Source organism: Serratia sp. KH_031, assembly GCF_057839655.1.
Genome location: NZ_CM174496.1, coordinates 4,777,860 through 4,799,670 on the forward strand (window position 1 = coordinate 4,777,860; position 21,811 = coordinate 4,799,670).

Annotated in this window: 20 protein-coding genes; 16 read left to right on the top strand and 4 right to left on the bottom strand. The window is 49.7% G+C overall.

Annotated features, from left to right (window positions below):
* Positions 1-3: 3 nt before the first annotated feature.
* From rbsA to kup, 3 genes are all read right to left on the bottom strand, one after another.
* Positions 4-1,509, bottom strand: a complete 1,506-nt coding sequence (rbsA, locus tag AC3ISQ_RS21635; RefSeq protein WP_489349836.1) for a ribose ABC transporter ATP-binding protein RbsA — start codon at positions 1,507-1,509, stop codon at positions 4-6.
* A gap of 7 nt (positions 1,510-1,516) precedes the next feature.
* Entirely contained in the window at positions 1,517-1,936 is a 420-nt protein-coding gene (gene rbsD / locus AC3ISQ_RS21640; protein ID WP_489349838.1) for a D-ribose pyranase, read from the bottom strand.
* Positions 1,937-2,112: 176 nt separating this feature from the next.
* The gene (kup, locus tag AC3ISQ_RS21645) at positions 2,113-3,981 is read right to left on the bottom strand and encodes a low affinity potassium transporter Kup (RefSeq protein ID WP_489349840.1); all 1,869 of its coding nucleotides are present in this window, start codon (positions 3,979-3,981) and stop codon (positions 2,113-2,115) included.
* 367 nt (positions 3,982-4,348) lie between these two features.
* Here kup and ravA point away from each other — a divergent pair, with 367 nt between their 5' ends.
* Both ravA and viaA read left to right on the top strand, forming a co-directional pair.
* Positions 4,349-5,857: an ATPase RavA gene (ravA, locus tag AC3ISQ_RS21650; RefSeq protein ID WP_489349842.1), complete on the top strand. Its 1,509-nt coding sequence runs from the start codon at positions 4,349-4,351 to the stop codon at positions 5,855-5,857.
* A gap of 2 nt (positions 5,858-5,859) precedes the next feature.
* Positions 5,860-7,317, top strand: a complete 1,458-nt coding sequence (gene viaA, locus AC3ISQ_RS21655) for an ATPase RavA stimulator ViaA (protein ID WP_489349844.1) — start codon at positions 5,860-5,862, stop codon at positions 7,315-7,317.
* A 7-nt stretch (positions 7,318-7,324) separates the two neighbouring features.
* On the opposite strand, the gene asnA is transcribed toward viaA, so the two are convergent.
* Positions 7,325-8,317, bottom strand: a complete 993-nt coding sequence (gene asnA, locus AC3ISQ_RS21660; protein ID WP_489349846.1) for an aspartate--ammonia ligase — start codon at positions 8,315-8,317, stop codon at positions 7,325-7,327.
* 154 nt (positions 8,318-8,471) lie between these two features.
* Here asnA and asnC point away from each other — a divergent pair, with 154 nt between their 5' ends.
* From asnC to glmU, 14 genes are all read left to right on the top strand, one after another.
* Entirely contained in the window at positions 8,472-8,933 is a 462-nt protein-coding gene (gene asnC / locus AC3ISQ_RS21665) for a transcriptional regulator AsnC (RefSeq protein ID WP_489349848.1), read from the top strand.
* Positions 8,934-9,031: 98 nt separating this feature from the next.
* Positions 9,032-9,472 (top strand): FMN-binding protein MioC, encoded by a 441-nt coding sequence (gene mioC / locus AC3ISQ_RS21670; RefSeq protein WP_489349850.1) that lies wholly within the window; start codon positions 9,032-9,034, stop codon positions 9,470-9,472.
* A 382-nt stretch (positions 9,473-9,854) separates the two neighbouring features.
* Entirely contained in the window at positions 9,855-11,744 is a 1,890-nt protein-coding gene (gene mnmG / locus AC3ISQ_RS21675; RefSeq protein ID WP_489349852.1) for a tRNA uridine-5-carboxymethylaminomethyl(34) synthesis enzyme MnmG, read from the top strand.
* Between the two features lie 132 nt (positions 11,745-11,876).
* A complete protein-coding gene (gene rsmG, locus AC3ISQ_RS21680; RefSeq protein WP_489349854.1) occupies positions 11,877-12,497 on the top strand; it encodes a 16S rRNA (guanine(527)-N(7))-methyltransferase RsmG in 621 nt (206 codons plus the stop codon).
* 639 nt (positions 12,498-13,136) lie between these two features.
* Entirely contained in the window at positions 13,137-13,520 is a 384-nt protein-coding gene (gene atpI / locus AC3ISQ_RS21685) for a F0F1 ATP synthase subunit I (protein ID WP_489349856.1), read from the top strand.
* Between the two features lie 22 nt (positions 13,521-13,542).
* Positions 13,543-14,322, top strand: a complete 780-nt coding sequence (atpB, locus tag AC3ISQ_RS21690; protein ID WP_489349858.1) for a F0F1 ATP synthase subunit A — start codon at positions 13,543-13,545, stop codon at positions 14,320-14,322.
* Positions 14,323-14,371: 49 nt separating this feature from the next.
* The gene (atpE, locus tag AC3ISQ_RS21695) at positions 14,372-14,611 is read left to right on the top strand and encodes a F0F1 ATP synthase subunit C (RefSeq protein ID WP_004393045.1); all 240 of its coding nucleotides are present in this window, start codon (positions 14,372-14,374) and stop codon (positions 14,609-14,611) included.
* 56 nt (positions 14,612-14,667) lie between these two features.
* Positions 14,668-15,138, top strand: coding sequence for a F0F1 ATP synthase subunit B (gene atpF / locus AC3ISQ_RS21700; protein ID WP_489349861.1), 471 nt, complete (start codon positions 14,668-14,670; stop codon positions 15,136-15,138).
* 14 nt (positions 15,139-15,152) lie between these two features.
* Positions 15,153-15,686: a F0F1 ATP synthase subunit delta gene (gene atpH, locus AC3ISQ_RS21705; RefSeq protein WP_489349863.1), complete on the top strand. Its 534-nt coding sequence runs from the start codon at positions 15,153-15,155 to the stop codon at positions 15,684-15,686.
* Between the two features lie 12 nt (positions 15,687-15,698).
* On the top strand, positions 15,699-17,240 hold the full coding sequence (gene atpA, locus AC3ISQ_RS21710; protein ID WP_489349865.1) for a F0F1 ATP synthase subunit alpha: 1,542 nt from the start codon (positions 15,699-15,701) through the stop codon (positions 17,238-17,240).
* A gap of 59 nt (positions 17,241-17,299) precedes the next feature.
* Positions 17,300-18,163, top strand: a complete 864-nt coding sequence (gene atpG / locus AC3ISQ_RS21715) for a F0F1 ATP synthase subunit gamma (RefSeq protein WP_489349867.1) — start codon at positions 17,300-17,302, stop codon at positions 18,161-18,163.
* A 32-nt stretch (positions 18,164-18,195) separates the two neighbouring features.
* Complete coding sequence (atpD, locus tag AC3ISQ_RS21720) at positions 18,196-19,578, top strand: F0F1 ATP synthase subunit beta (protein ID WP_489349869.1); 1,383 nt, start codon at positions 18,196-18,198, stop codon at positions 19,576-19,578.
* Between the two features lie 20 nt (positions 19,579-19,598).
* Complete coding sequence (locus tag AC3ISQ_RS21725) at positions 19,599-20,018, top strand: F0F1 ATP synthase subunit epsilon (protein WP_489349871.1); 420 nt, start codon at positions 19,599-19,601, stop codon at positions 20,016-20,018.
* 277 nt (positions 20,019-20,295) lie between these two features.
* Positions 20,296-21,669 carry a bifunctional UDP-N-acetylglucosamine diphosphorylase/glucosamine-1-phosphate N-acetyltransferase GlmU gene (gene glmU / locus AC3ISQ_RS21730; RefSeq protein WP_489349873.1) on the top strand — a complete coding sequence of 458 codons (1,374 nt, stop codon included), beginning with the start codon at positions 20,296-20,298 and terminating at the stop codon, positions 21,667-21,669.
* The last annotated feature ends 142 nt before the right edge of the window (positions 21,670-21,811 follow it).

Here is a 21,811-nt window from a genome sequence, read left to right on the forward strand (position 1 = left end):
TGATTACTCCTGCGTTACGCCGTATTGCTTGCCAACGGCCGCAGCCATCAACACTTCTTGGGTAGCCTGCTCAATGGGGAACTCGCCGCTCAGATGACCTTCATGCATAACCAAAATGCGGTCGCTCATACCCAAGACTTCTGGCATTTCCGACGACACCAAAATAATGCTTAGCCCTTCCTGCTTGAACTGGTTGATTAACTGATAGATTTCTTTTTTTGCCCCAACGTCGACACCACGAGTGGGTTCATCAAGGATCAACACTTTGGGTCGTGTCATCAAACCGCGGGCAATCGCCACTTTCTGTTGATTCCCCCCCGACAGCAAACCAATCGGTTGCTCCATCGACGGCGTTTTGATGTTAAACAGACGGATAAAATCACCGACGGCTTGTTGTTCGTCGCCATGTTTCAGGCTACCGCCTGCGCGGCTGAAGTAGCGTAGCGCGGTCAGCGACATGTTTTCCTTCACTGACATACCTAACACCAAGCCATCACGCTTACGGTCTTCGGAGATATAAACGATGCCATTCGCCAAACCATCTTGCGGGGAATGCGTCACCACTTCGTGACCATCAAGGTTTACCGTGCCACTTTTACGTGGCGCAGCACCGTAGAGGATCTTCATCAACTCAGTACGCCCAGCGCCCATCAACCCAGCAACGCCGAGAATTTCGCCACGATAGAGCGTAAAACTGACATCGTTTACACCGGGGCCGGAAACGTGGCTGACTTCCAGACGCTTTTCGCCGCGCGGTTGGTTAAGCCGCGGGTATTGCTCTTCCAGTTTGCGGCCAACCATCATTTCAATCAGCGTATCTTCCTGCAATTCACTGACCGGGCGTTCGGCGATGAACTGACCGTCGCGGAATACTGTTACGTCGTCGCAGATTTCAAAGATCTCTTTCAAACGGTGAGATATATAAACAATCCCACGGCCTTCGGCTTTCAGTTCGTTGATGACTTTGAATAAAGACGCGGTTTCAGTGTCGGTCAACGCATCGGTTGGCTCATCCATGATGATGACTTTGGACTCAAAACTAAGCACTTTGGCGATTTCCACCATTTGCTGATCGCCAATCGACAATTCACCCACCAACCGATGACTGCTATAACGCAAATTCAGTCGAGCGAGTAGTTTGTCGGCTTCGGCATACATACGTTTCCAATCGATACGCCCGAAACCGTTAACAAATTCACGGCCTAGGAAGATGTTTTCCGCAATCGTCAGTTGGGGGATCAGGTTCAATTCCTGATGGATAATCCCGATGCCCGCTTCCTGCGAATCCTTTGGCCCGTTGAACACCACCTCTTTACCGAGAAAATGCTGACTCCCCGCGTCTTTACTGTAGATGCCGGTCAGCACTTTCATCATGGTGGATTTTCCCGCGCCATTTTCCCCCACCAGCGCCATCACCTTACCGGGATAAACACTCAGGGCAGCGCCAGAAAGCGCCTTCACGCCGGGAAAGGCTTTATCAATCCCTTTCAGTTGCAGTAAAGGTTGCATAAATGCCTCAGAAAGTTACGCCAGCGCAGAGGATCACATTCGCATAGGGTGAACATTCCCCACTGCGGATCACGGCTCGGCTGTGCTCAGTTTGTACTTTGAATTCGTTGTGGCTGACATAACGCACACTGATAGTGTTGCCCTGAAGTTGGCCAAGCTGTGCAAATTGAACCAACAAGTGATCGTGGAGCTGCGGATTATTTTTCACTATTTCTTCCGCCAGAATGGCACTCTCGACCTGCATTTCCTGCGTTACCACATCGAATACCTGTAAAAACGTCGGTACGCCTTGGGTCAGCGCCAAATCGATACGCGGCGTTTGCACCGGGATCGGCAAGCCTGCATCGCCAATAGTGATTTGATCGGTATGTCCAAGACGAGAGACCACCGCAGAAATTTCAGAATTGAGTAGTACGCCTTTTTTCATCTTTATCACTCCACCAGCGAAACGTTTCGCTCACTAAGGAGTGTAAAAAAACGCCACTGGAAGGCAACCATCACATCGCGAAAATGTGATCGCCATCGAAACGTTTCGATGCGTTTTTATAAACGGCGTAAATAATAAGGGCCCAACCTATGTTGAGCCCTTATCGTGGGGAAGTGTTAAATCTCGACCTGGGTTCCTAGTTCGATCACCCGGTTCGGCGGGATCTCAAACTGATCCGGCGCTCTCAGGGCATTACGGCTCAATGCCATAAATAACTTGCCGCGCAGGTACAGATACCAAGGGCGTTTAGTCAGGATCAGTGACTCATGCGACATGAAGAATGAAGTTTCCATCATGCGGCACGGCAGCCCTTCCAATCCGCAGCGGTGGAAGACTTCCTCCACGTTCGGCGTTTCCCGCCAACCATAGCTCGCCACCACGCGCCAGAAGGTTGGCGATAATTGCTCAATAGTGACACGGCGAACGTTGTGGACGTATGGCGCATCTTCAGTACGCAACGTCAGTAATACCACCCGCTCATGCAGCACTTTGTTGTGCTTCAGGTTATGCAGCAAAGCAAAGGGGATCACGTTAGTGACACGCGACATAAACACGGCGGTTCCCGGCACACGAACCGGCGGTGATTTCTCTAGTGAAGCAATCATCGCTTCAAGAGAATTTCCGTGCTCATGCATACGGCGCAGCAAACGGAAACGTTCGCTTTTCCACGTGGTCATGATGATGAACATCACCAAGCCCAGCGTCAGTGGCAACCAACCACCAGAGAACAATTTCGTGGCATTCGCAGCGAACAACGGCACATCAAAGCACAGCAGAACCGCCAAGATGGCAACCACAAAGACGCGTTTCCAATGCCAATTATTAATCGCTACCGAGGCAATCAAAATGGTGGTCAACACCATGGTGCCGGTAACGGCAATGCCGTAAGCCGCCGCCAAATTACTGGAGTGTTCAAAGCTGAGGATTACTAACACCACAGAGATATACAGCACCCAGTTAACCACCGGGATATAAATCTGGCCGGATTCCATTTCTGAAGTATGGATAATTCGCATCGGTGACAGATAACCCAAACGTACCGCCTGACGAGTCAGAGAGAATACGCCGGAAATCACCGCTTGCGAGGCGATAACTGTCGCCAATGTCGCCAGAATCAACAAAGGGATCAACGCCCAATCGGGTGCCAACAGGAAGAACGGGTTCTTGATCGCTTCTGGGTTTTTCAGCAGCAACGCGCCTTGACCAAAATAGTTCAGCACCAGAGAAGGCAGCACCACGGTAAACCAAGCCAGACGGATCGGGAATTTACCAAAGTGCCCCATATCGGCATACAGCGCTTCCACCCCGGTAATCGACAGCACCACCGCACCCAAGGCAAAGAAGGAAACCTTCTTATATTCCAGGAAGAAATTCAGCGCCCATTTCGGGTTCAATGCCTGCAAGACTTCCGGGTTAGCCATGATGCTACGAGCACCCAACACCGCCAAGGTGAGAAACCACACCAACATCACGGGTGCGAACAGCTTACCCACGCTGCCTGTACCGTGCTTTTGAATCACAAACAGCAGCGTCAGAACCAAAATGGAGAGAGGAACGATATAGGGATCGAGCGACGGGGCGGCAATTTCCAACCCTTCCATCGCCGACATCACCGAAATAGCCGGGGTGATCACCACTTCGCCATAGAAAAAGCTACCGCCAATCAGGCCGAGGATCACCAGTACCGCCGTCGTTCGCGCCGAAGTATTGCGCCCGGCCAAAGACATCAGCGTCAATATCCCGCCTTCACCGGCGTTATCGGCACGCATCACATAAGTGAGATATTTCAGCGAAACAATGACAACCAACATCCAGAAGATCAGTGACAGAAAACCAAACACCACATCTGGACGGACATCGAAACCATAATGACCGGAAAAACATTCGCGCAAGGTATAAAGGGGGCTGGTGCCAATATCACCATAAACCACCCCAATCGCTGCTAAGGTCACTGCCGAAAGGGATTGCTTGTGTTCTGAGCTCATAATTCGTTTCTTTTACTAGACCATCCATTAGCCAACTTGCCGCGTCAGGCTAGAGATTTGGGCTTTAAGATCCGTTACGCCCTCTAAAAGCCGCACAGTATGCACGATTTACACAACTTGCCTACTCTTTAATATGTCTTTGAAAAAAACCAAAGTGTGAATAATTATTAATTTTGATAATAGAAAAATTCTACTAATCAACAAGCTATCCTTTTAAAAATAATGGTGGTTTATCACTCGTTTCTTCACCAAGATAGGAAAGACCTGCGCAGATAAGCGCTATGATTTCAGGTAGTTTGTACGCAATATAATAACTCACTTGGCCTTGCCATTCTGACTTTAACTCGCGGATGACACGATAACGACTATGGCTTCTTCATCACTTTTGGCAGAACGAATTTCCCGCCTCAGCAGTGCGCTGGAGAGCGGTCTTTATGAGAGGCAGGAAGCCATTCGCCTGTGTTTACTCGCAGCCTTGAGCGGCGAAAGCGTTTTCCTGCTCGGCCCACCGGGGATAGCGAAAAGCCTCATCGCCCGCCGCCTGAAATACGCCTTCCGCAATGCTCGCTCATTCGAATACCTAATGACCCGTTTCTCTACACCAGAAGAAGTCTTTGGCCCCTTGTCAATTCAGGCGCTAAAAGATGAAGGTCGTTATCAACGTCTTACCGCCGGATATCTACCCGAAGCCGAAATCGTGTTTCTGGATGAGATCTGGAAAGCCGGCCCGGCCATCCTTAATACCTTGCTGACAGCTATCAACGAGCGGCGCTTTCGTAACGGTAATAGTGAAGAACCTATCCCATTACGTTTACTGGTTACCGCCTCCAACGAACTGCCTGATGCCGACAGCAGTCTGGAAGCCTTGTATGACCGTATGCTCATTCGCCTGTGGTTGGATAAAGTACAGGACAAACAAAACTTCCGCTCGTTGCTGGTCAACCGGCAGAGCGAAAGTGAAAACCCGGTATCTGAGGCGCTAAGCATCAGCGATGAAGAGTTTATTCAATGGCAGCCACAGATAGATAAGGTCAAACTGCCCGAAAACTGTTTTGAGTTGATTTACCTGCTGCGTCAACGTCTGGATGCACTGGAGCAAGCACCCTATGTTTCCGACCGCCGTTGGAAAAAAGCCCTGCGTTTACTACAAGCCTGCGCCTTTTTTAGTGGGCGAGAGACTATCGCCCCGATCGATCTGATGCTGCTGAAAGATTGCTTATGGCATGACTTGGGTTCACTGAAACTACTGCAACAACAAATCGATCAGTTACTGGCTGAACAGGCTTATCAGCAACAAAGCCTATTAATTCAGCTGCAACAAATCCACACCCGTTGGATGCAACATCAGCAACAGCAGAGTGATCGCCAGGCCATCAGCTTGGTGAAAAAAGGCGGTATGTTCAGCCGCAAACCGCAATATGCATTGGCGGAGCCACTCGCGGGTACAACGTTGACACTGTTACTGCAAAAACCACTGCAATTGCATGATATTCAGGTCAATCATCTCAGCATTGAAAACAGTGCGCTGGAAAACTGGCTGCAAAAAGGTGGCGATATCCGTGCCAAACTGAACGGCATCGGTTTTGCCCAGCAGATCTTCCTAGAAGTGGATGATCAATCACATCTGACGGTGTTGGACGTCAGTCGCCAACCTTCTCTATTAGCCTTGCCGGGTAAACAAACCGGTGGCACTCCGCAGGCGTTCCTGGACGAAATGGAAGCCCTGTCGCAGAAACTGGCGGAACAACGGCGCTTATTTAGCCAACATCAACCTTGCCTGTTTACTCCCGCTACCGGTCTGGCAAAAATTGAAGCCAGCCTGTTGCAAGCGGCAGAGCAGATCAAACAACAACTCCAACAGATGCGCGGCCAGTAGCCATGATCAGTTTGGAAACGCTAGATCTGCTGCTCTCGATCGCCGAAGGTGAATTGATCGAGGAAATGATCGTCGGCATGTTGGCAGCTCCGCAGTTAACGGTGTTTTTCAATAAGTTTCCAGCCATACGGCGGGCGCTCGAGCGCGATCTGCCTCGTTGGAAGTTACAACTGAAAGAACGTATTCACCAAGCGATGGTTCCACCCGCACTGGCGCAAGAGTTTTATCGCTACCAGCAGTGTCAGTTAGAGAATAATGCCCAGTTTTTTCATAATCTGAATGACACTCTGGAAGTGTTGCGTCAGTTGGTTTCACCGTTTTACGAACAGGCGCGCCAGTTAGTCGATGCCGCAGATTTACCTAATCATCCGCTTGATGACAGTTTCCAAACGCTGTTTTTACAACGTTGGCGTATCAGCCTAACGTTGCAAGCCACCATGATGCACCACCAGCTTTTAGAACAAGAACGCGAGCAGTTGATGGCTGAGTTACAAGAGCGGCTAGCACTAAGCGGAGCGTTAGAACCGGTGTTATCGGAAAATGATACTGCTGCCGGCCGTCTATGGGACATGAGTAAAGGCCAGTTGCAGCGTGGCGATTACCAGCGGCTGGTGGAATATGGCGATTTTCTGCAAAGCCAACCCGAATTGAAGAAATTGGCGCAGCAACTGGGGCGTAGTTATGAAGCCAAAGCGGTTCCGCAGCAGGATGCTCAGCTAGAGCCTTTCCGCGTGATGATTCAAGTCCCCGCAACGTTACCAGAAGAAGTCAGTGGAATTCACCAAAGCGATGACATTCTGCGCTTATTACCTGCTGAACTGGCAGCCATTGGTGTGGAAGAACTGGAATTAGAGTTTTATCGCCGCTTATTGGAAAAACGCTTGCTGACTTACCGCTTGCAAGGTGATGCCTGGCAGGAACAGATTGTGATGCGTCCGGTAACCCATCAGCAACAGGATCAACAACCGCGCGGGCCGTTTATCGTCTGTGTGGATACTTCCGGCTCCATGGGCGGCTTCAATGAACAATGTGCCAAAGCCTTTTGTCTAGCACTGCTACGCATTGCTCTCGCTGATAACCGGCGTTGTTACATCATGCTATTTGCCAGCCAAATTGTGCACTACGAGCTCACCGCCGCTAGCGGCTTAGAGCAGGCAGTACGCTTTCTCGGCCAGCACTTCCGTGGGGGTACCGATCTGGCGGCCTGTTTAAGTGCAACAGTGGATAAAATGGCAGACAGTGGTTGGCACGACGCCGACGCGGTGATTATTTCTGACTTTATCGCTCAGCGTTTACCGGATGACGTCATAAAGAAGGTGAAACAGCAGCAACAAAGCCACCTGCAACGTTTTCATGCGGTGGCGATGTCTGCTTATGGTAAACCCGGCATTATGCGCATTTTCGATCATATCTGGCGCTTTGATACCGGGTTAAAAAGCCGCTTAATGCGTCGTTGGTAGCGCTAGATCACAACAGGCCGTCAACCGTTTCACGTAATTGCGGTGACCACACACCACACTGTACTTGGCCGATGTGTGACAGTTGCAATAACAGCATCACCAAACGCGATTGACCAATGCCACCACCGATGGTTTGTGGCATTTCACCTTTCAACAATGACTGATGCCATTCCAACTGCAAACGTTCTTCATCTTTGGTCAATGCCAATTGATGTTTCAGCGCTGCCGCATCCACACGGATGCCCATCGAGGAAAGCTCAAACGCATCTTGCAGTACCGGGTTCCACACCACGATATCGCCGTTCAACCCAGCCAAACCTTCAGCTCCCGGCGTCGTCCAGTCATCATAATCTGGCGCACGCACATCGTGTGATTGGCCGTGTGACAACTTGCCACCGATACCAATCAGGAATACGGCTCCCAGCTCTTTGGCGATCGCACGTTCACGACCTTTCGCATCCAACTCTGGATAACGTTGCAACAAGGTTTCACTGTGAACGAAATGGATCTGTTCTGGCAGGAACGGCGTCAGGCCATATTCGCGGCTGACCAACGCTTCGGTTTCCTTGATAGCGGCATAAATACTGCGAACAGTATCTTGCAGGTAATCCTGATGACGCTCGCCGTCGCCCATCACGCGTTCCCAGTCCCATTGATCAACGTAAACCGAGTGGATCGCCGTCAAACGATCTTCATCCGGACGCAGCGCTTTCATATGGGTATATAACCCTTCGCCTGCACTGAAATCGTTGCTGCCCAAGGTTTTACGTTTCCATTTAGCCAGCGAATGCACCACTTCGAAAGTTGCATCCGGTAAGGATTTCACTTTTACTTGTACCGCTTTCTCGCTGCCAGAAAGGTTGTCCTGAGTGCCATCGCCCAAACGACTCAGGATCGGAGCCTGAACTTCAATCAAACCAAGCTGTTGCTCCAACTGGCGGGAGAAGAAGGATTTAACCAAACTGATTTGTTGTTGTTTTTGAATAAATTGTTTTTTCATTGCCGTTACTCTCTAAAATCTGTCCTGTTGCTGTTGATTAAGCAACAGAGTAGTACCACAATTCAATATCCATCAATCAATATTGCCTTTTCACTTTTAATCGTTCATTTTTAAGCGGTGATAATTCAATAATCGTCAATCAATGGGGGATAAAATGGCAGAAATTTATCAGATCGATAATCTCGATCGCGGCATCTTGAACGCCTTAATGGCAAATGCACGTACCGCTTACGCTGAATTAGCCAAAACCTTTGGCGTCAGCCCCGGTACCATTCACGTACGAGTAGAAAAGATGAAGCAGGCCGGCATTATTATTGGTGCGAGGGTCGATGTGAGCCCTAAACAGCTGGGCTACGACGTCTGCTGCTTTATTGGCATCATATTAAAGAGTGCCAAAGACTATCCTTCTGCACTGAAGAAATTGGAAAGCTTGGAAGAGGTTGTCGAGGCCTACTACACCACCGGCCACTACAGCGTATTCATCAAAGTCATGTGTCGCTCTATTGATGCCTTGCAACAGGTACTTATCAACAAGATCCAAACAATCGATGAGATCCAGTCCACCGAAACCCTGATCTCGTTGCAGAACCCCATCATGCGTACCATTAAGCCGTAAACACTATTTATAATCCCCCTATTGTCCACAGGTAGATCCCAGCCAATTCACAGCGTACAATGCAACCTCTTTGCAAGAATTGGTGGGATCTTTCATTCATGGCAGACATTACTCTGATCACCGGTAGCACGTTGGGTAGCGCTGAATATGTGGCTGAACATCTGGCAGAAAAGCTAGAAGAAGCTGGCTTCACAACTGAAATGCTGCACGGCCCTGAATTGGATGAACTGAATCTATCCGGCCGCTGGTTGATTGTAACTTCAACCCACGGTGCTGGCGATCCTCCCGATAATCTGCAACCTTTATTAGAACAAATAGCAGAACAGAACCCTGATTTATCCCAGGTTCAGTTTGGTGCTGTCGGTTTGGGTAGTTCTGAATACGATACCTTCTGTGGTGCGATCCAAAAATTTGATGATCGTTTAGTGAGTCTTGGTGCTAAAAGGATCGGTGATCGCATCGAGATCGACGTGACCCAACATGAAATTCCAGAGGATCCAGCGGAAGAATGGATCAAAGAATGGATTAATTTACTCTAATTCGTTCAAAGAATGTGCGAACGAATGTGTATAACTCTGGTTAAAAGCAGCGTAAAAGCGGTAGTTATCCCAATAACAACTCCTGTACGCTTTTCAGGCTGTGCATAACTAGCTATTTAGATCCCAGCTTATAAGCGCTAGGATCACCGATCATTCACAGCAAACGATCCTCTATAATCCGCTGATCTTCATAATGAATAAGTGCTTATCCACAGAGGATCGCGATCCTAATAACAGATCTAATAAAGAGATCTTTAAATAAAAAAGATCTTCTTTTAATTAACGACGATCCTCACCGCTTGGTCGATCGTCTAAACTTGAGTAGAATCCCCACCCCAGGACAAATAACGATCGTCCGCAAAGGTTTTCGAGGTGCTGTTCCATGTTTTATCCAGACCAATTTGACGTCATCATCATCGGTGGTGGCCATGCAGGGACTGAAGCCGCTATGGCTGCAGCACGCATGGGACGTCAGACTTTATTACTGACACACAATATCGATACGCTGGGACAAATGTCTTGTAACCCGGCGATTGGCGGTATTGGTAAAGGACATTTGGTCAAGGAAATCGACGCACTCGGTGGCCTAATGGCAACGGCAATCGACCATGCGGGCATTCAGTTTAGGATACTAAACGCGAGCAAAGGTCCTGCAGTACGGGCAACTCGAGCTCAAGCCGATCGTGTTCTGTATCGTCAAGCTGTAAGAACGGCTCTCGAAAACCAGCCAAACCTGATGATTTTCCAACAAGCGGTAGAAGATCTTATCGTGGAAAACGATCGAGTCGTGGGGGCTGTGACCCAAATGGGTCTGAAATTCCGTGCCAAATCGGTGGTACTGACAGTCGGGACTTTCCTAGACGGCAAGATCCACATCGGGTTGGAAAACTACAGCGGGGGCCGCGCTGGCGATCCGCCATCGATCTCATTGTCACGTCGTCTACGTGAATTACCGTTGCGCGTTAATCGCTTAAAAACGGGTACCCCACCACGTATCGACGCCAGAACCATTGATTTTAGCGTATTAGCTGAGCAGCATAGTGACACACCAATCCCAGTGTTTTCTTTCCTGGGTAATACTGAACAGCATCCACGCCAAATGCCGTGCTATATCACGTATACCAACGAAAAAACCCATGACGTGATCCGTAACAACCTCGATCGTAGCCCAATGTATGCCGGGATCATCGAAGGGATTGGACCACGCTATTGCCCATCGATTGAAGATAAAGTAATGCGCTTTGCCGATCGCAATGCACACCAAATCTTCTTAGAACCCGAAGGCTTAACCAGCAACGAAATCTATCCAAACGGTATTTCTACCAGTTTGCCGTTCGACGTGCAGATGCAGATCGTTCGTTCTATGGAAGGGATGCAGAATGCACGCATCGTGCGTCCAGGTTATGCCATCGAATATGATTTCTTCGATCCACGTGATTTAAAACCAACGTTGGAAAGCAAATTTATCCAAGGTCTGTTCTTTGCTGGACAAATCAACGGTACTACCGGTTACGAAGAAGCTGCAGCTCAAGGCTTGCTGGCTGGTCTTAATGCCGGACGCTTTGCTAATGAGGACGAAGGTTGGTCACCACGCCGCGATCAGGCTTATCTCGGTGTGCTGGTGGACGATCTCAGCACCTTAGGCACTAAAGAACCGTATCGTATGTTTACCTCACGTGCTGAATATCGTTTGATGCTGCGTGAAGATAACGCCGATCTGCGCCTTACGGAGAAAGGCCGAGAGTTGGGACTGGTGGACGATGTTCGTTGGGCTCGCTACAGCGAAAAATTGGAGCAGATCGAAAAAGAACGTCAGCGCCTACGTGATATTTGGGTTCATCCGCATTCAGAACAGGTTGCGGATGTGAATGCTCTGCTGAAAACACCACTGTCTCGCGAGGCTAACGGCGAGGAATTACTCCGTCGGCCGGAAATGAATTATCGTCAACTGACCCGCGTTGCTGCTTTTGCACCTGCACTGACAGATAACCAAGCGGCAGAACAAGTCGAAATCCAAGTAAAATACGAAGGTTATATTGCTCGTCAGCAAGATGAGATCGACAAACAACAGCGTAACGAAAATACTGTATTACCGTTGGATCTCGATTATCGCCAAGTTTCTGGGTTATCGAACGAAGTAATTGCCAAGCTAAACGATCACAAACCTAACTCGATCGGCCAAGCCTCACGAATATCGGGGATCACCCCTGCGGCTATTTCGATCTTACTGATCTGGCTGAAAAAACAAGGGTTACTGCGCCGTAGCGCATAAAACTCGTCTTCATCGTGGTCGTTTGCTTATTCGATAAACAAACGACCACTGACATTCAGCTCTTGGCTGGATTATCATAATCACCTTATTGACCTACCCAGATTTATTGGCTGCCTGCCAGAGGACACCACTGTGCAAAAGAAACTAGATTCGCTACTCGCAGCGGCAGGGATTGAGCTTCCCGATCAGCAAAAACAGCAATTGCTGGGATATGTTGGCATGCTGGATAAGTGGAACAAGGCCTATAATCTCACTTCTGTGCGCGATCCACAGCAAATGCTGGTTCGCCATATTCTCGATAGCATCGTTGTTAATCCTCATTTGGCTGGTTCACGTTTTATCGATGTTGGTACTGGTCCTGGCTTGCCGGGCATTCCATTGGCGATAGTTCGCCCTGACTCCCATTTCACGTTGCTTGATAGCCTAGGTAAGCGTGTGCGCTTTTTGCGCCAAGTGCAGCATGAGCTCGGTTTAAAGAATATTGAGCCGGTACAGAGCCGTGTTGAGGAATTCCAAGCCGAACCACCGTTTGATGGTGTGATTAGCCGAGCGTTTGCTTCATTGCAGGACATGTTGAGTTGGTGCCACCACTTACCAGCAGCAGGGCAGGGACGTTTCTATGCGTTGAAAGGTGTGCGTCCAGATGAAGAGCTGGAACAGCTTCCAGCAGGCGTTCAACTTGAGTCAGTGATTCGTTTGCAAGTGCCAGAATTGGAAGGGGAACGCCATTTGGTCGTTCTAAAGGCAAACTAAGTTTGTTTTCGATCAAATTAGCGCGAATTAAAATCAGTCATCACGTAGAAAATAAGCAGACTAATCAATTGACCGTTTTTTTTTAGCTACTTTACTTTTTTTTAACACAAACTTAGCGGTCAATTAGCGATAATCATTTAATTGCTCAAGTCATAGTCACGTTGGCAATCATCGGTGTAAGCGTCATTTTTACGACTATTGTTAATTGAGTGTTGCAGCAAACTTCTCAAGAATGTCAATAGGAGGTTTTTCCGTGGTATAAGGATTGTTTTTGAATAGTTAATTAGTAATTTTTTGATTTATAATAAATTTTAATAGCCACTTTAGCTAAAGACTCTTGGCAGCAGGCTAAGCTATAAAACAGTTCGATGCATTATTGTGATCGCCAACACGTTTAGTATCGCAACGTTGGAATTATCAGACAATTAAATGCGATCGATTATTCCGAACGTTTTCTTGTGAAAATAGCTCGAAAGGGGGAAATTTAAATAATTGTTCACCTTTTCGCTACTTATCGATTGAATTCGTTGGTGTGCCCCGTATAATTTGCTCGTTTTTTGCTGCTTGACTCAGGTAGGTAAAGGCAGTTTTATACGTCACTCAGCATACCCCCCTTGGGGTACGGAGAGAACAAACGTCATGTCTGTGTCCCTATATAGCGGGAAGGTTGCACGCAAACTGCTGTTTATACAGTTAATGACGTTTGTTCTGCTCAGCGCAGCATTCAGCCTGAAAAGCCTTGAGTGGAGCGGATCGGCACTGGCGGGAGGGCTTGCCGCCTGGTTGCCAAATGCCATGTTTATGCTGTTTGCCCTGCGTCATCAGGCGCAAACGCCAGCCCCCGGAAAGGTTGCCTGGTCGTTCGCCATCGGTGAAGGGCTTAAGGTCGTGATCACCATAGTGCTGTTGATCGTGGCTCTTGGGGTGTTCAAAGCGGCATTTTTACCGCTTGGCCTGACCTATTTAGCGGTGTTGGTTGTGCAGATATTGGCACCGGCCGTGATTAACAGTTACCGAACTTAACTAAATAAGGGTAAGAGGCATCATGTCTGCAGGAGAAGTCTTGACTCCACAGGAGTATATCGGTCACCACCTGACACAGCTTCAGGTCGGGACGGGGTTCTGGTCGATTAACGTCGACTCGATGTTTTTCTCCGTTGTCCTCGGGGTCATCTTCTTGGTGATCTTCCGTAAGGTGGCTAAAAACGCAACCAGTGGCGTACCGGGTAAACTGCAAACCGCAGTGGAACTGGTCGTCGGTTTTGTCGATAGCAGCGTGCGTGACATGTACCACGGTAAGAGCAAAGTGATTGCTCCGTTGGCGCTGACAGTGTTCGTTTGGGTATTCCTGATGAACCTGATGGATTTGATCCCAGTCGACTGGCTACCGTATATCGGTGAAAACGTATTTGGCCTGCCGGCTCTGCGTGCAGTTCCAACCGCTGACGTCAACATTACCTTGTCGATGGCACTGGCAGTGTTCGTCCTGATTTTGTTCTACAGCATTAAAATGAAAGGCATTGGTGGGTTCGTTAAAGAGTTGACCATGCAGCCGTTCAACCATCCGGTATTTATTCCTATCAACCTGATCCTTGAAGGTGTCAGCCTGCTGTCCAAACCTGTTTCACTGGGTCTGCGACTGTTCGGCAATATGTACGCGGGTGAGTTGATCTTCATCCTTATTGCGGGTCTGTTGCCGTGGTGGTCACAGTGGATCCTGAGCTTGCCTTGGGCTATTTTCCACATCCTGATCATTACGCTTCAAGCCTTTATTTTCATGGTTCTGACGATTGTCTATCTGTCGATGGCATCTGAAGAGCACTGATTTTCTTAAAACACTTGTACTTAATTAACTGAAATAACTGGAGACTGTCATGGAAAACCTGAATATGGATCTGCTGTACATGGCTGCCGCTATTATGATGGGTTTAGCGGCAATCGGTGCTGCGATCGGTATCGGCATCCTGGGTGGTAAATTCTTGGAAGGCGCTGCTCGTCAGCCTGACCTGATTCCTCTGCTGCGTACACAGTTCTTTATCGTTATGGGTCTGGTTGACGCCATCCCAATGATCGCTGTTGGTCTGGGTCTGTACGTGATGTTTGCTGTCGCGTAACGCAGAGCTACTTCTGCACACAACCACACTTTTAACTACTAAAGAGGCATTGTGCTGTGAACATTAACGCAACAATCCTCGGCCAGGCTATCGCGTTCGTCCTGTTTGTCTGGTTCTGTATGAAGTATGTATGGCCGCCGATTATGGCTGCCATCGAGAAGCGTCAGAAAGAAATTGCTGACGGTCTTGCTTCCGCAGAACGTGCCAAAAAAGATCTGGACTTAGCGCAAGCCAATGCGACCGACCAACTGAAAACTGCTAAGGCAGAAGCTCAGGTGATCATCGAGCAAGCAAACAAACGCAAAGCTCAGATCATGGATGAAGCTAAAACCGAAGCCGAGCAGGAACGTAACAAAATCGTGGCGCAGGCTCAGGCTGAGATCGAAGCCGAACGTAAGCGCGCTCGTGAAGAGTTGCGTAAGCAAGTCGCGATGCTGGCAATTGCCGGTGCCGAGAAGATCATCGAACGTTCCGTGGATGAAGCTGCTAACAGCGACATCGTTGATAAACTGGTCGCTGAACTGTAAGGAGGGAGGGGCTGATGTCTGAATTAGTAACTGTAGCTCGCCCCTACGCCAAAGCAGCTTTTGACTTTGCCGTCGAGCATCAAAGCGTAGAACGCTGGCAACAAATGTTGGCGTTTACCGCTGTTGTCACGCGCAATGAACAAATTTCGGAGCTATTGTCAGGTGCTGTTGCACCAGAAACAATGTCCAAAACGTTCATCGCTGTATGTGGTGATCAACTCGACGAACATGGCCAGAACTTTATCCGTGTAATGGCCGAAAATGGACGTTTACTGGTTCTTCCTGCCGTTTTGCAGCAGTTCATTGAACTGCGTGCTGCGCTGGAATCCACCGTCGAAGTCGAGGTGCTCTCTTCGAGTGCACTGAATGACCAACAGCAGGCGAAAATCGTTGCTGCGATGGAAAAACGTCTGTCACGCAAAGTTAAGCTGAATTGCAAAATTGACAAGTCTGTACTGGCCGGTGTGATTATTCGCGCGGGTGACCTGGTGATTGATGGCAGCGTTCGCGGTCGTCTAGAACGCCTGGCAGACGTCTTGCAGTCTTAAGGGGACTGGAGCATGCAACTGAATTCCACCGAAATCAGCGAACTGATCAAGCAACGCATTGCTCAGTTCAATGTAGTGAGCGAAGCTCACAATGAAGGTACTATTGTTTCCGTCAGCGACGGGATCATCCGCGTACACGGTCTGGCCGAAGTTATGCAGGGCGAAATGATCGCACTGCCAGGCAACCGTTACGCAATCGCATTGAACCTGGAGCGCGACTCCGTAGGTGCCGTGGTAATGGGGCCGTACGCGGATCTGGCCGAAGGCATGAAGGTAAAATGTACTGGCCGTATTCTGGAAGTTCCAGTCGGTCGTGGCCTGTTGGGCCGCGTAGTCAACACCTTGGGTGCACCTATTGATGGTAAAGGCCCAGTTGATAACGACGGATTCTCTGCTGTTGAAGCTATCGCTCCAGGCGTAATCGAGCGTCAATCGGTTGATCAGCCAGTGCAAACCGGCTACAAATCTGTCGATGCGATGATTCCAATCGGCCGTGGTCAGCGTGAGCTGGTGATCGGTGACCGCCAAACGGGTAAAACCGCGCTGGCGATCGATGCAATCATCAACCAACGCGATTCCGGTATCAAATGTGTGTACGTTGCTATTGGTCAGAAAGCCTCTACCATCTCTAACGTGGTACGCAAACTGGAAGAGCACGGTGCACTGGCTAACACCATTGTGGTTGTGGCTACCGCTTCTGAATCCGCTGCACTGCAATACTTGGCACCTTATGCTGGTTGCGCAATGGGCGAATATTTCCGTGACCGTGGCGAAGATGCACTGATCGTATACGATGACCTGTCTAAACAGGCTGTGGCTTACCGTCAGATTTCTCTGTTGCTACGTCGTCCACCAGGTCGTGAAGCTTACCCAGGGGACGTATTCTATCTGCACTCCCGTTTGCTCGAGCGTGCAGCGCGTGTTAACGCCGAATACGTTGAAGCCTTTACCAAAGGCGAAGTGAAAGGCAAAACCGGTTCATTGACCGCTCTGCCAATCATTGAAACCCAGGCGGGTGACGTTTCTGCGTTCGTTCCGACCAACGTAATCTCGATTACCGATGGTCAGATCTTCCTGGAATCCAACCTGTTCAACTCCGGTATTCGTCCTGCGGTTAACCCAGGGATCTCCGTATCCCGTGTGGGTGGTGCAGCACAGACCAAGATCATGAAGAAACTGTCCGGTGGTATCCGTACCGCTCTGGCACAGTATCGTGAGCTGGCGGCATTCTCGCAGTTCGCTTCTGATCTGGATGATGCGACCCGTAAACAGCTAAGCCACGGTCAGAAAGTGACCGAGTTGCTGAAACAGAAACAGTATGCGCCGATGTCTGTAGCGCAACAGTCTCTGGTGCTGTTTGCCGCAGAGCGTGGCTACCTGAACGACGTTGAAGTGGCCAAAGTGGTCAGCTTCGAAGCCGCTCTGACCGCCTACGCTGACCGCGAACATGCCGAACTGCTGAACCAAATTAACCAAACTGGCAACTACAATGATGAGATCGAAGGCAAGCTGAAAGGCATCCTCGATACCTTCAAGGCAACCCAGTCCTGGTAATGCACAGCGGGCCTGTTGTTGAAAGACAACAGGCCGTCTGGCACTGAGGAGAAGCAGAGATGGCCGGCGCAAAAGAGATACGTAGTAAGATCGCCAGCGTGCAAAACACGCAGAAGATCACTAAAGCGATGGAAATGGTCGCCGCCTCCAAAATGCGTAAATCGCAGGAACGCATGGCGGCCAGCCGTCCTTATGCAGAGACTATGCGCAAAGTGATTGGTCACTTGGCGTTAGGTAATCTGGAATATAAACACCCGTACCTAGACGAACGTGATGTTAAGCGCGTTGGGTATCTGGTGGTATCGACTGACCGTGGTCTTTGTGGCGGCTTGAACACCAACATGTTCAAAAAGCTGCTGGCAGAGATGAAAGGCTGGTCCGAAAAAGGCGTTGAAACCGATCTATCACTGATTGGTTCAAAAGCAGCCTCTTTCTTTGGTTCCGTGGGTGGCAACGTGGTTGCCCAAGTGACCGGCATGGGGGATAACCCTTCCTTGTCCGATCTGATTGGTCCAGTGAAAGTAATGTTGCAAGCTTACGACGAAGGTCGTTTGGACAAGCTGTACATTGTCAGCAACAAATTTATCAATACGATGTCCCAAGAGCCGCAGGTCATTCAGTTGTTGCCGTTACCGCCTGCCGATGACGGTGATCTGAAGAAAACACCTTGGGATTACCTGTATGAACCCGATCCAAAAGCGCTGCTCGATACCTTGCTGCGCCGTTATGTGGAATCGCAAGTTTATCAGGGCGTCGTGGAAAACCTGGCCAGCGAGCAGGCCGCACGAATGGTCGCGATGAAAGCCGCAACCGATAACGGCGGTAGCCTGATCAAAGAGCTGCAGTTGGTATACAACAAGGCGCGTCAGGCCAGCATCACTCAGGAACTCACCGAGATCGTTTCGGGAGCCTCCGCGGTTTAAGCTAGGTTTACGAATTACGTAGAGGATTCAAGATGGCTACTGGAAAGATTATCCAGGTAATCGGCGCCGTGGTTGACGTCGAGTTCCCTCAGGATGCCGTACCAAACGTGTACGCTGCCCTTGAGGTAGAGAACGGCACCGAAAAACTGGTGTTGGAAGTTCAGCAACAATTGGGCGGCGGCGTAGTTCGCTGTATCGCTATGGGTACCTCCGACGGTCTGCGTCGTGGCCTGAAAGTGACCGACCTGGAACACCCAATTGAAGTACCGGTAGGTAAAGCGACTCTGGGTCGTATCATGAACGTATTGGGTCAACCCATCGACATGAAAGGCGACATCGGCGAAGAAGAGCGTTGGGCTATTCACCGTCCAGCGCCAAGCTACGAAGAGCTGTCCAGCTCCCAAGAACTGCTGGAAACCGGTATCAAGGTTATGGACTTGATCTGTCCGTTCGCTAAGGGCGGTAAAGTCGGTCTGTTCGGTGGTGCGGGTGTAGGTAAAACTGTAAACATGATGGAGCTGATCCGTAACATCGCGATCGAGCACTCAGGTTATTCAGTATTTGCCGGTGTGGGTGAGCGTACTCGTGAGGGTAACGACTTCTACCACGAAATGACCGACTCCAACGTATTGGACAAAGTTTCTCTGGTTTATGGCCAGATGAACGAGCCACCAGGTAACCGTCTGCGCGTAGCGTTGACCGGTCTGACCATGGCTGAAAAATTCCGTGACGAAGGTCGTGACGTACTGCTGTTCGTTGACAACATTTATCGTTATACCTTGGCTGGTACCGAAGTGTCTGCACTTCTGGGCCGTATGCCATCGGCGGTAGGTTATCAGCCAACGCTGGCGGAAGAGATGGGTGTTCTGCAAGAACGTATCACCTCTACCAAGACCGGTTCTATCACTTCCGTACAGGCCGTTTACGTCCCTGCGGATGACTTGACTGACCCGTCACCAGCCACCACCTTTGCGCACTTGGATGCAACCGTGGTACTGAGCCGTAACATCGCTTCTCTGGGTATCTACCCGGCCGTTGATCCGCTGGACTCCACCAGCCGTCAGCTGGATCCACTGGTCGTTGGCCAAGAGCACTACGACGTAGCGCGTGGCGTGCAGTCTATTCTGCAACGTTACCAGGAACTGAAAGATATCATCGCCATCTTGGGTATGGACGAATTGTCTGAAGAAGACAAATTGGTCGTATCCCGTGCGCGTAAAATTCAACGTTTCCTGTCCCAACCGTTCTTCGTGGCAGAAGTGTTCACCGGTTCTCCGGGCAAATTCGTATCGCTGAAAGATACCATCCGTGGTTTCAAAGGCATTATGGACGGCGACTACGACCACTTGCCAGAGCAGGCGTTCTACATGGTTGGCACCATTGAAGAAGCAGTGGAAAAAGCCAAGAAACTGTAACGCCTTGAGAGGAGGGTGATATGGCTATGACTTACCATCTGGATGTTGTCAGCGCGGAAAAGAAAATGTTTTCCGGCCTGGTGCAAAAGATCCAGGTGACAGGTAGCGAAGGTGAGCTAGGGATTTTCCCTGGGCATGCGCCATTGCTGACTGCCATCAAGCCTGGCATGGTGCGTATTGTTAAACAGCATGGTGAAGAAGAGTTCATCTACCTGTCCGGCGGTTTTTTAGAAGTGCAGCCGAGCGTGGTCACCTTGCTGGCGGACACTGCCATCCGTGGAACGGATCTCGACGAAGCAAGAGCGCTGGAAGCTAAGCGCAAAGCTGAAGAGCATATCCGTAACACTCATGGCGATGTCGACTATGCTCAAGCATCGGCGGAACTGGCGAGAGCGATCGCCAAACTGCGCGTTATCGAGCTCACCAGAAAAGCAATGTAACAGTTATCCGAAATCAGAAAGCGACCCATGTGGTCGCTTTTTTTTTGCTTTAAAATAAGCGTTTCAACCCGGCTGGCATTGTGGTGTATTAGCATTCATAACGGCGAAAAGCGTCGCCGAATGCCGACAGATTAAGTGGTGCGGGATAAGATTGATCCGAATCATTGAACACTTAGAGCCATGCGGCTTCCGCCGGATTTGCGTAGAGAAATATGTAGTAATTTAGTCACTAAACGGTTTTACTTTTGTCCATCAAAATGGAGTTATCAGGTTGCTTATGTCGAACAGCACAATGAGTGTGGTGATCTTGGCCGCGGGCAAGGGAACACGCATGTATTCCGATCTTCCCAAGGTATTGCACCCGCTGGCGGGTAAGCCGATGGTGCAGCATGTGATTGATGCCGCCATGAAATTAGGTGCTCAGAATGTCCACTTGGTCTACGGTCACGGTGGTGAGTTACTGAAAAGCACTTTGGCAAACAATACGTTGAACTGGGTGTTGCAGGCCGAACAATTGGGTACTGGTCATGCAATGCAGCAGGCGGCACCACATTTTGCCGATGGTGAAGACGTATTGATGTTGTACGGTGACGTACCGTTGATCTCTGTCGATACCCTACAGCGCTTGCTGGCGGCTAAGCCACAGGGCGGCATTGGTTTGTTGACGGTTAAACTGGACGATCCAACGGGCTATGGCCGTATCGTGCGGGAAAATGGTGACGTGGTGGGGATTGTTGAGCATAAAGATGCCAGCGATGCGCAGCGCCAAATCAATGAGATCAACACCGGTATTCTGGTGGCCAACGGCCGTGATTTGAAACGCTGGCTGGGCATGCTGAACAATAACAACGCGCAAGGTGAGTTCTACATCACCGATATTATTGCGTTGGCTCATGCAGATGGTAAGAAGATTGAAGCAGTGCATCCAAACCGTCTGAGTGAAGTCGAAGGCGTGAATAATCGCCTACAACTGTCGACTCTGGAGCGTGTTTATCAGGCAGAACAGGCAGAGAAACTGTTGTTGGCCGGTGTGATGCTGCTTGATCCTGCGCGTTTTGATCTGCGCGGTGAGTTGCAACATGGGCGTGATATCTCAATTGACGCCAATGTGATCATCGAAGGTCAAGTCAAACTCGGTCATCGCGTGAAGATTGGCGCGGGTTGCGTGATCAAAAACTGCGAAATTGGCGATGACTGCGAAATCAGTCCGTATAGCGTATTGGAAGATGCGGTGTTGGCGAGTGCCTGTACCGTGGGTCCATTTGCTCGTTTACGTCCAGGGGCAGATTTGGCGGAAGGCGCGCACGTTGGCAACTTCGTCGAAATCAAAAAAGCGCGTCTGGGTAAAGGTTCCAAAGCGGGCCACCTCAGCTACTTGGGCGATGCGGAAATTGGTGCAAATGTGAATATTGGCGCGGGAACCATCACCTGTAACTATGATGGCGCCAACAAGTATAAAACGGTGATTGGCGATGACGTGTTTGTCGGTTCCGACACGCAACTGATCGCACCGGTTAATGTCGCCAAAGGCGCAACCATCGCTGCTGGCACGACCGTCACCCGTGATATTGCTGAAGACGAACTGGTGCTGAGCCGCGTCAAACAGGTACATATTCAAGGCTGGCAGCGTCCGGTTAAGAAGAAGTCATAAATAGTGTGTTTTGCGTTGGGCTCCAGTAACGAGCCCAATACAAAACATAATAAATCCCCAACTCTCTACAAGGCTCGGGGAATGCACGGTAAAAACCGGCAAAATCAGGTCAGGCAGCGAAAGCGTCCGAAAGACGTTTAAT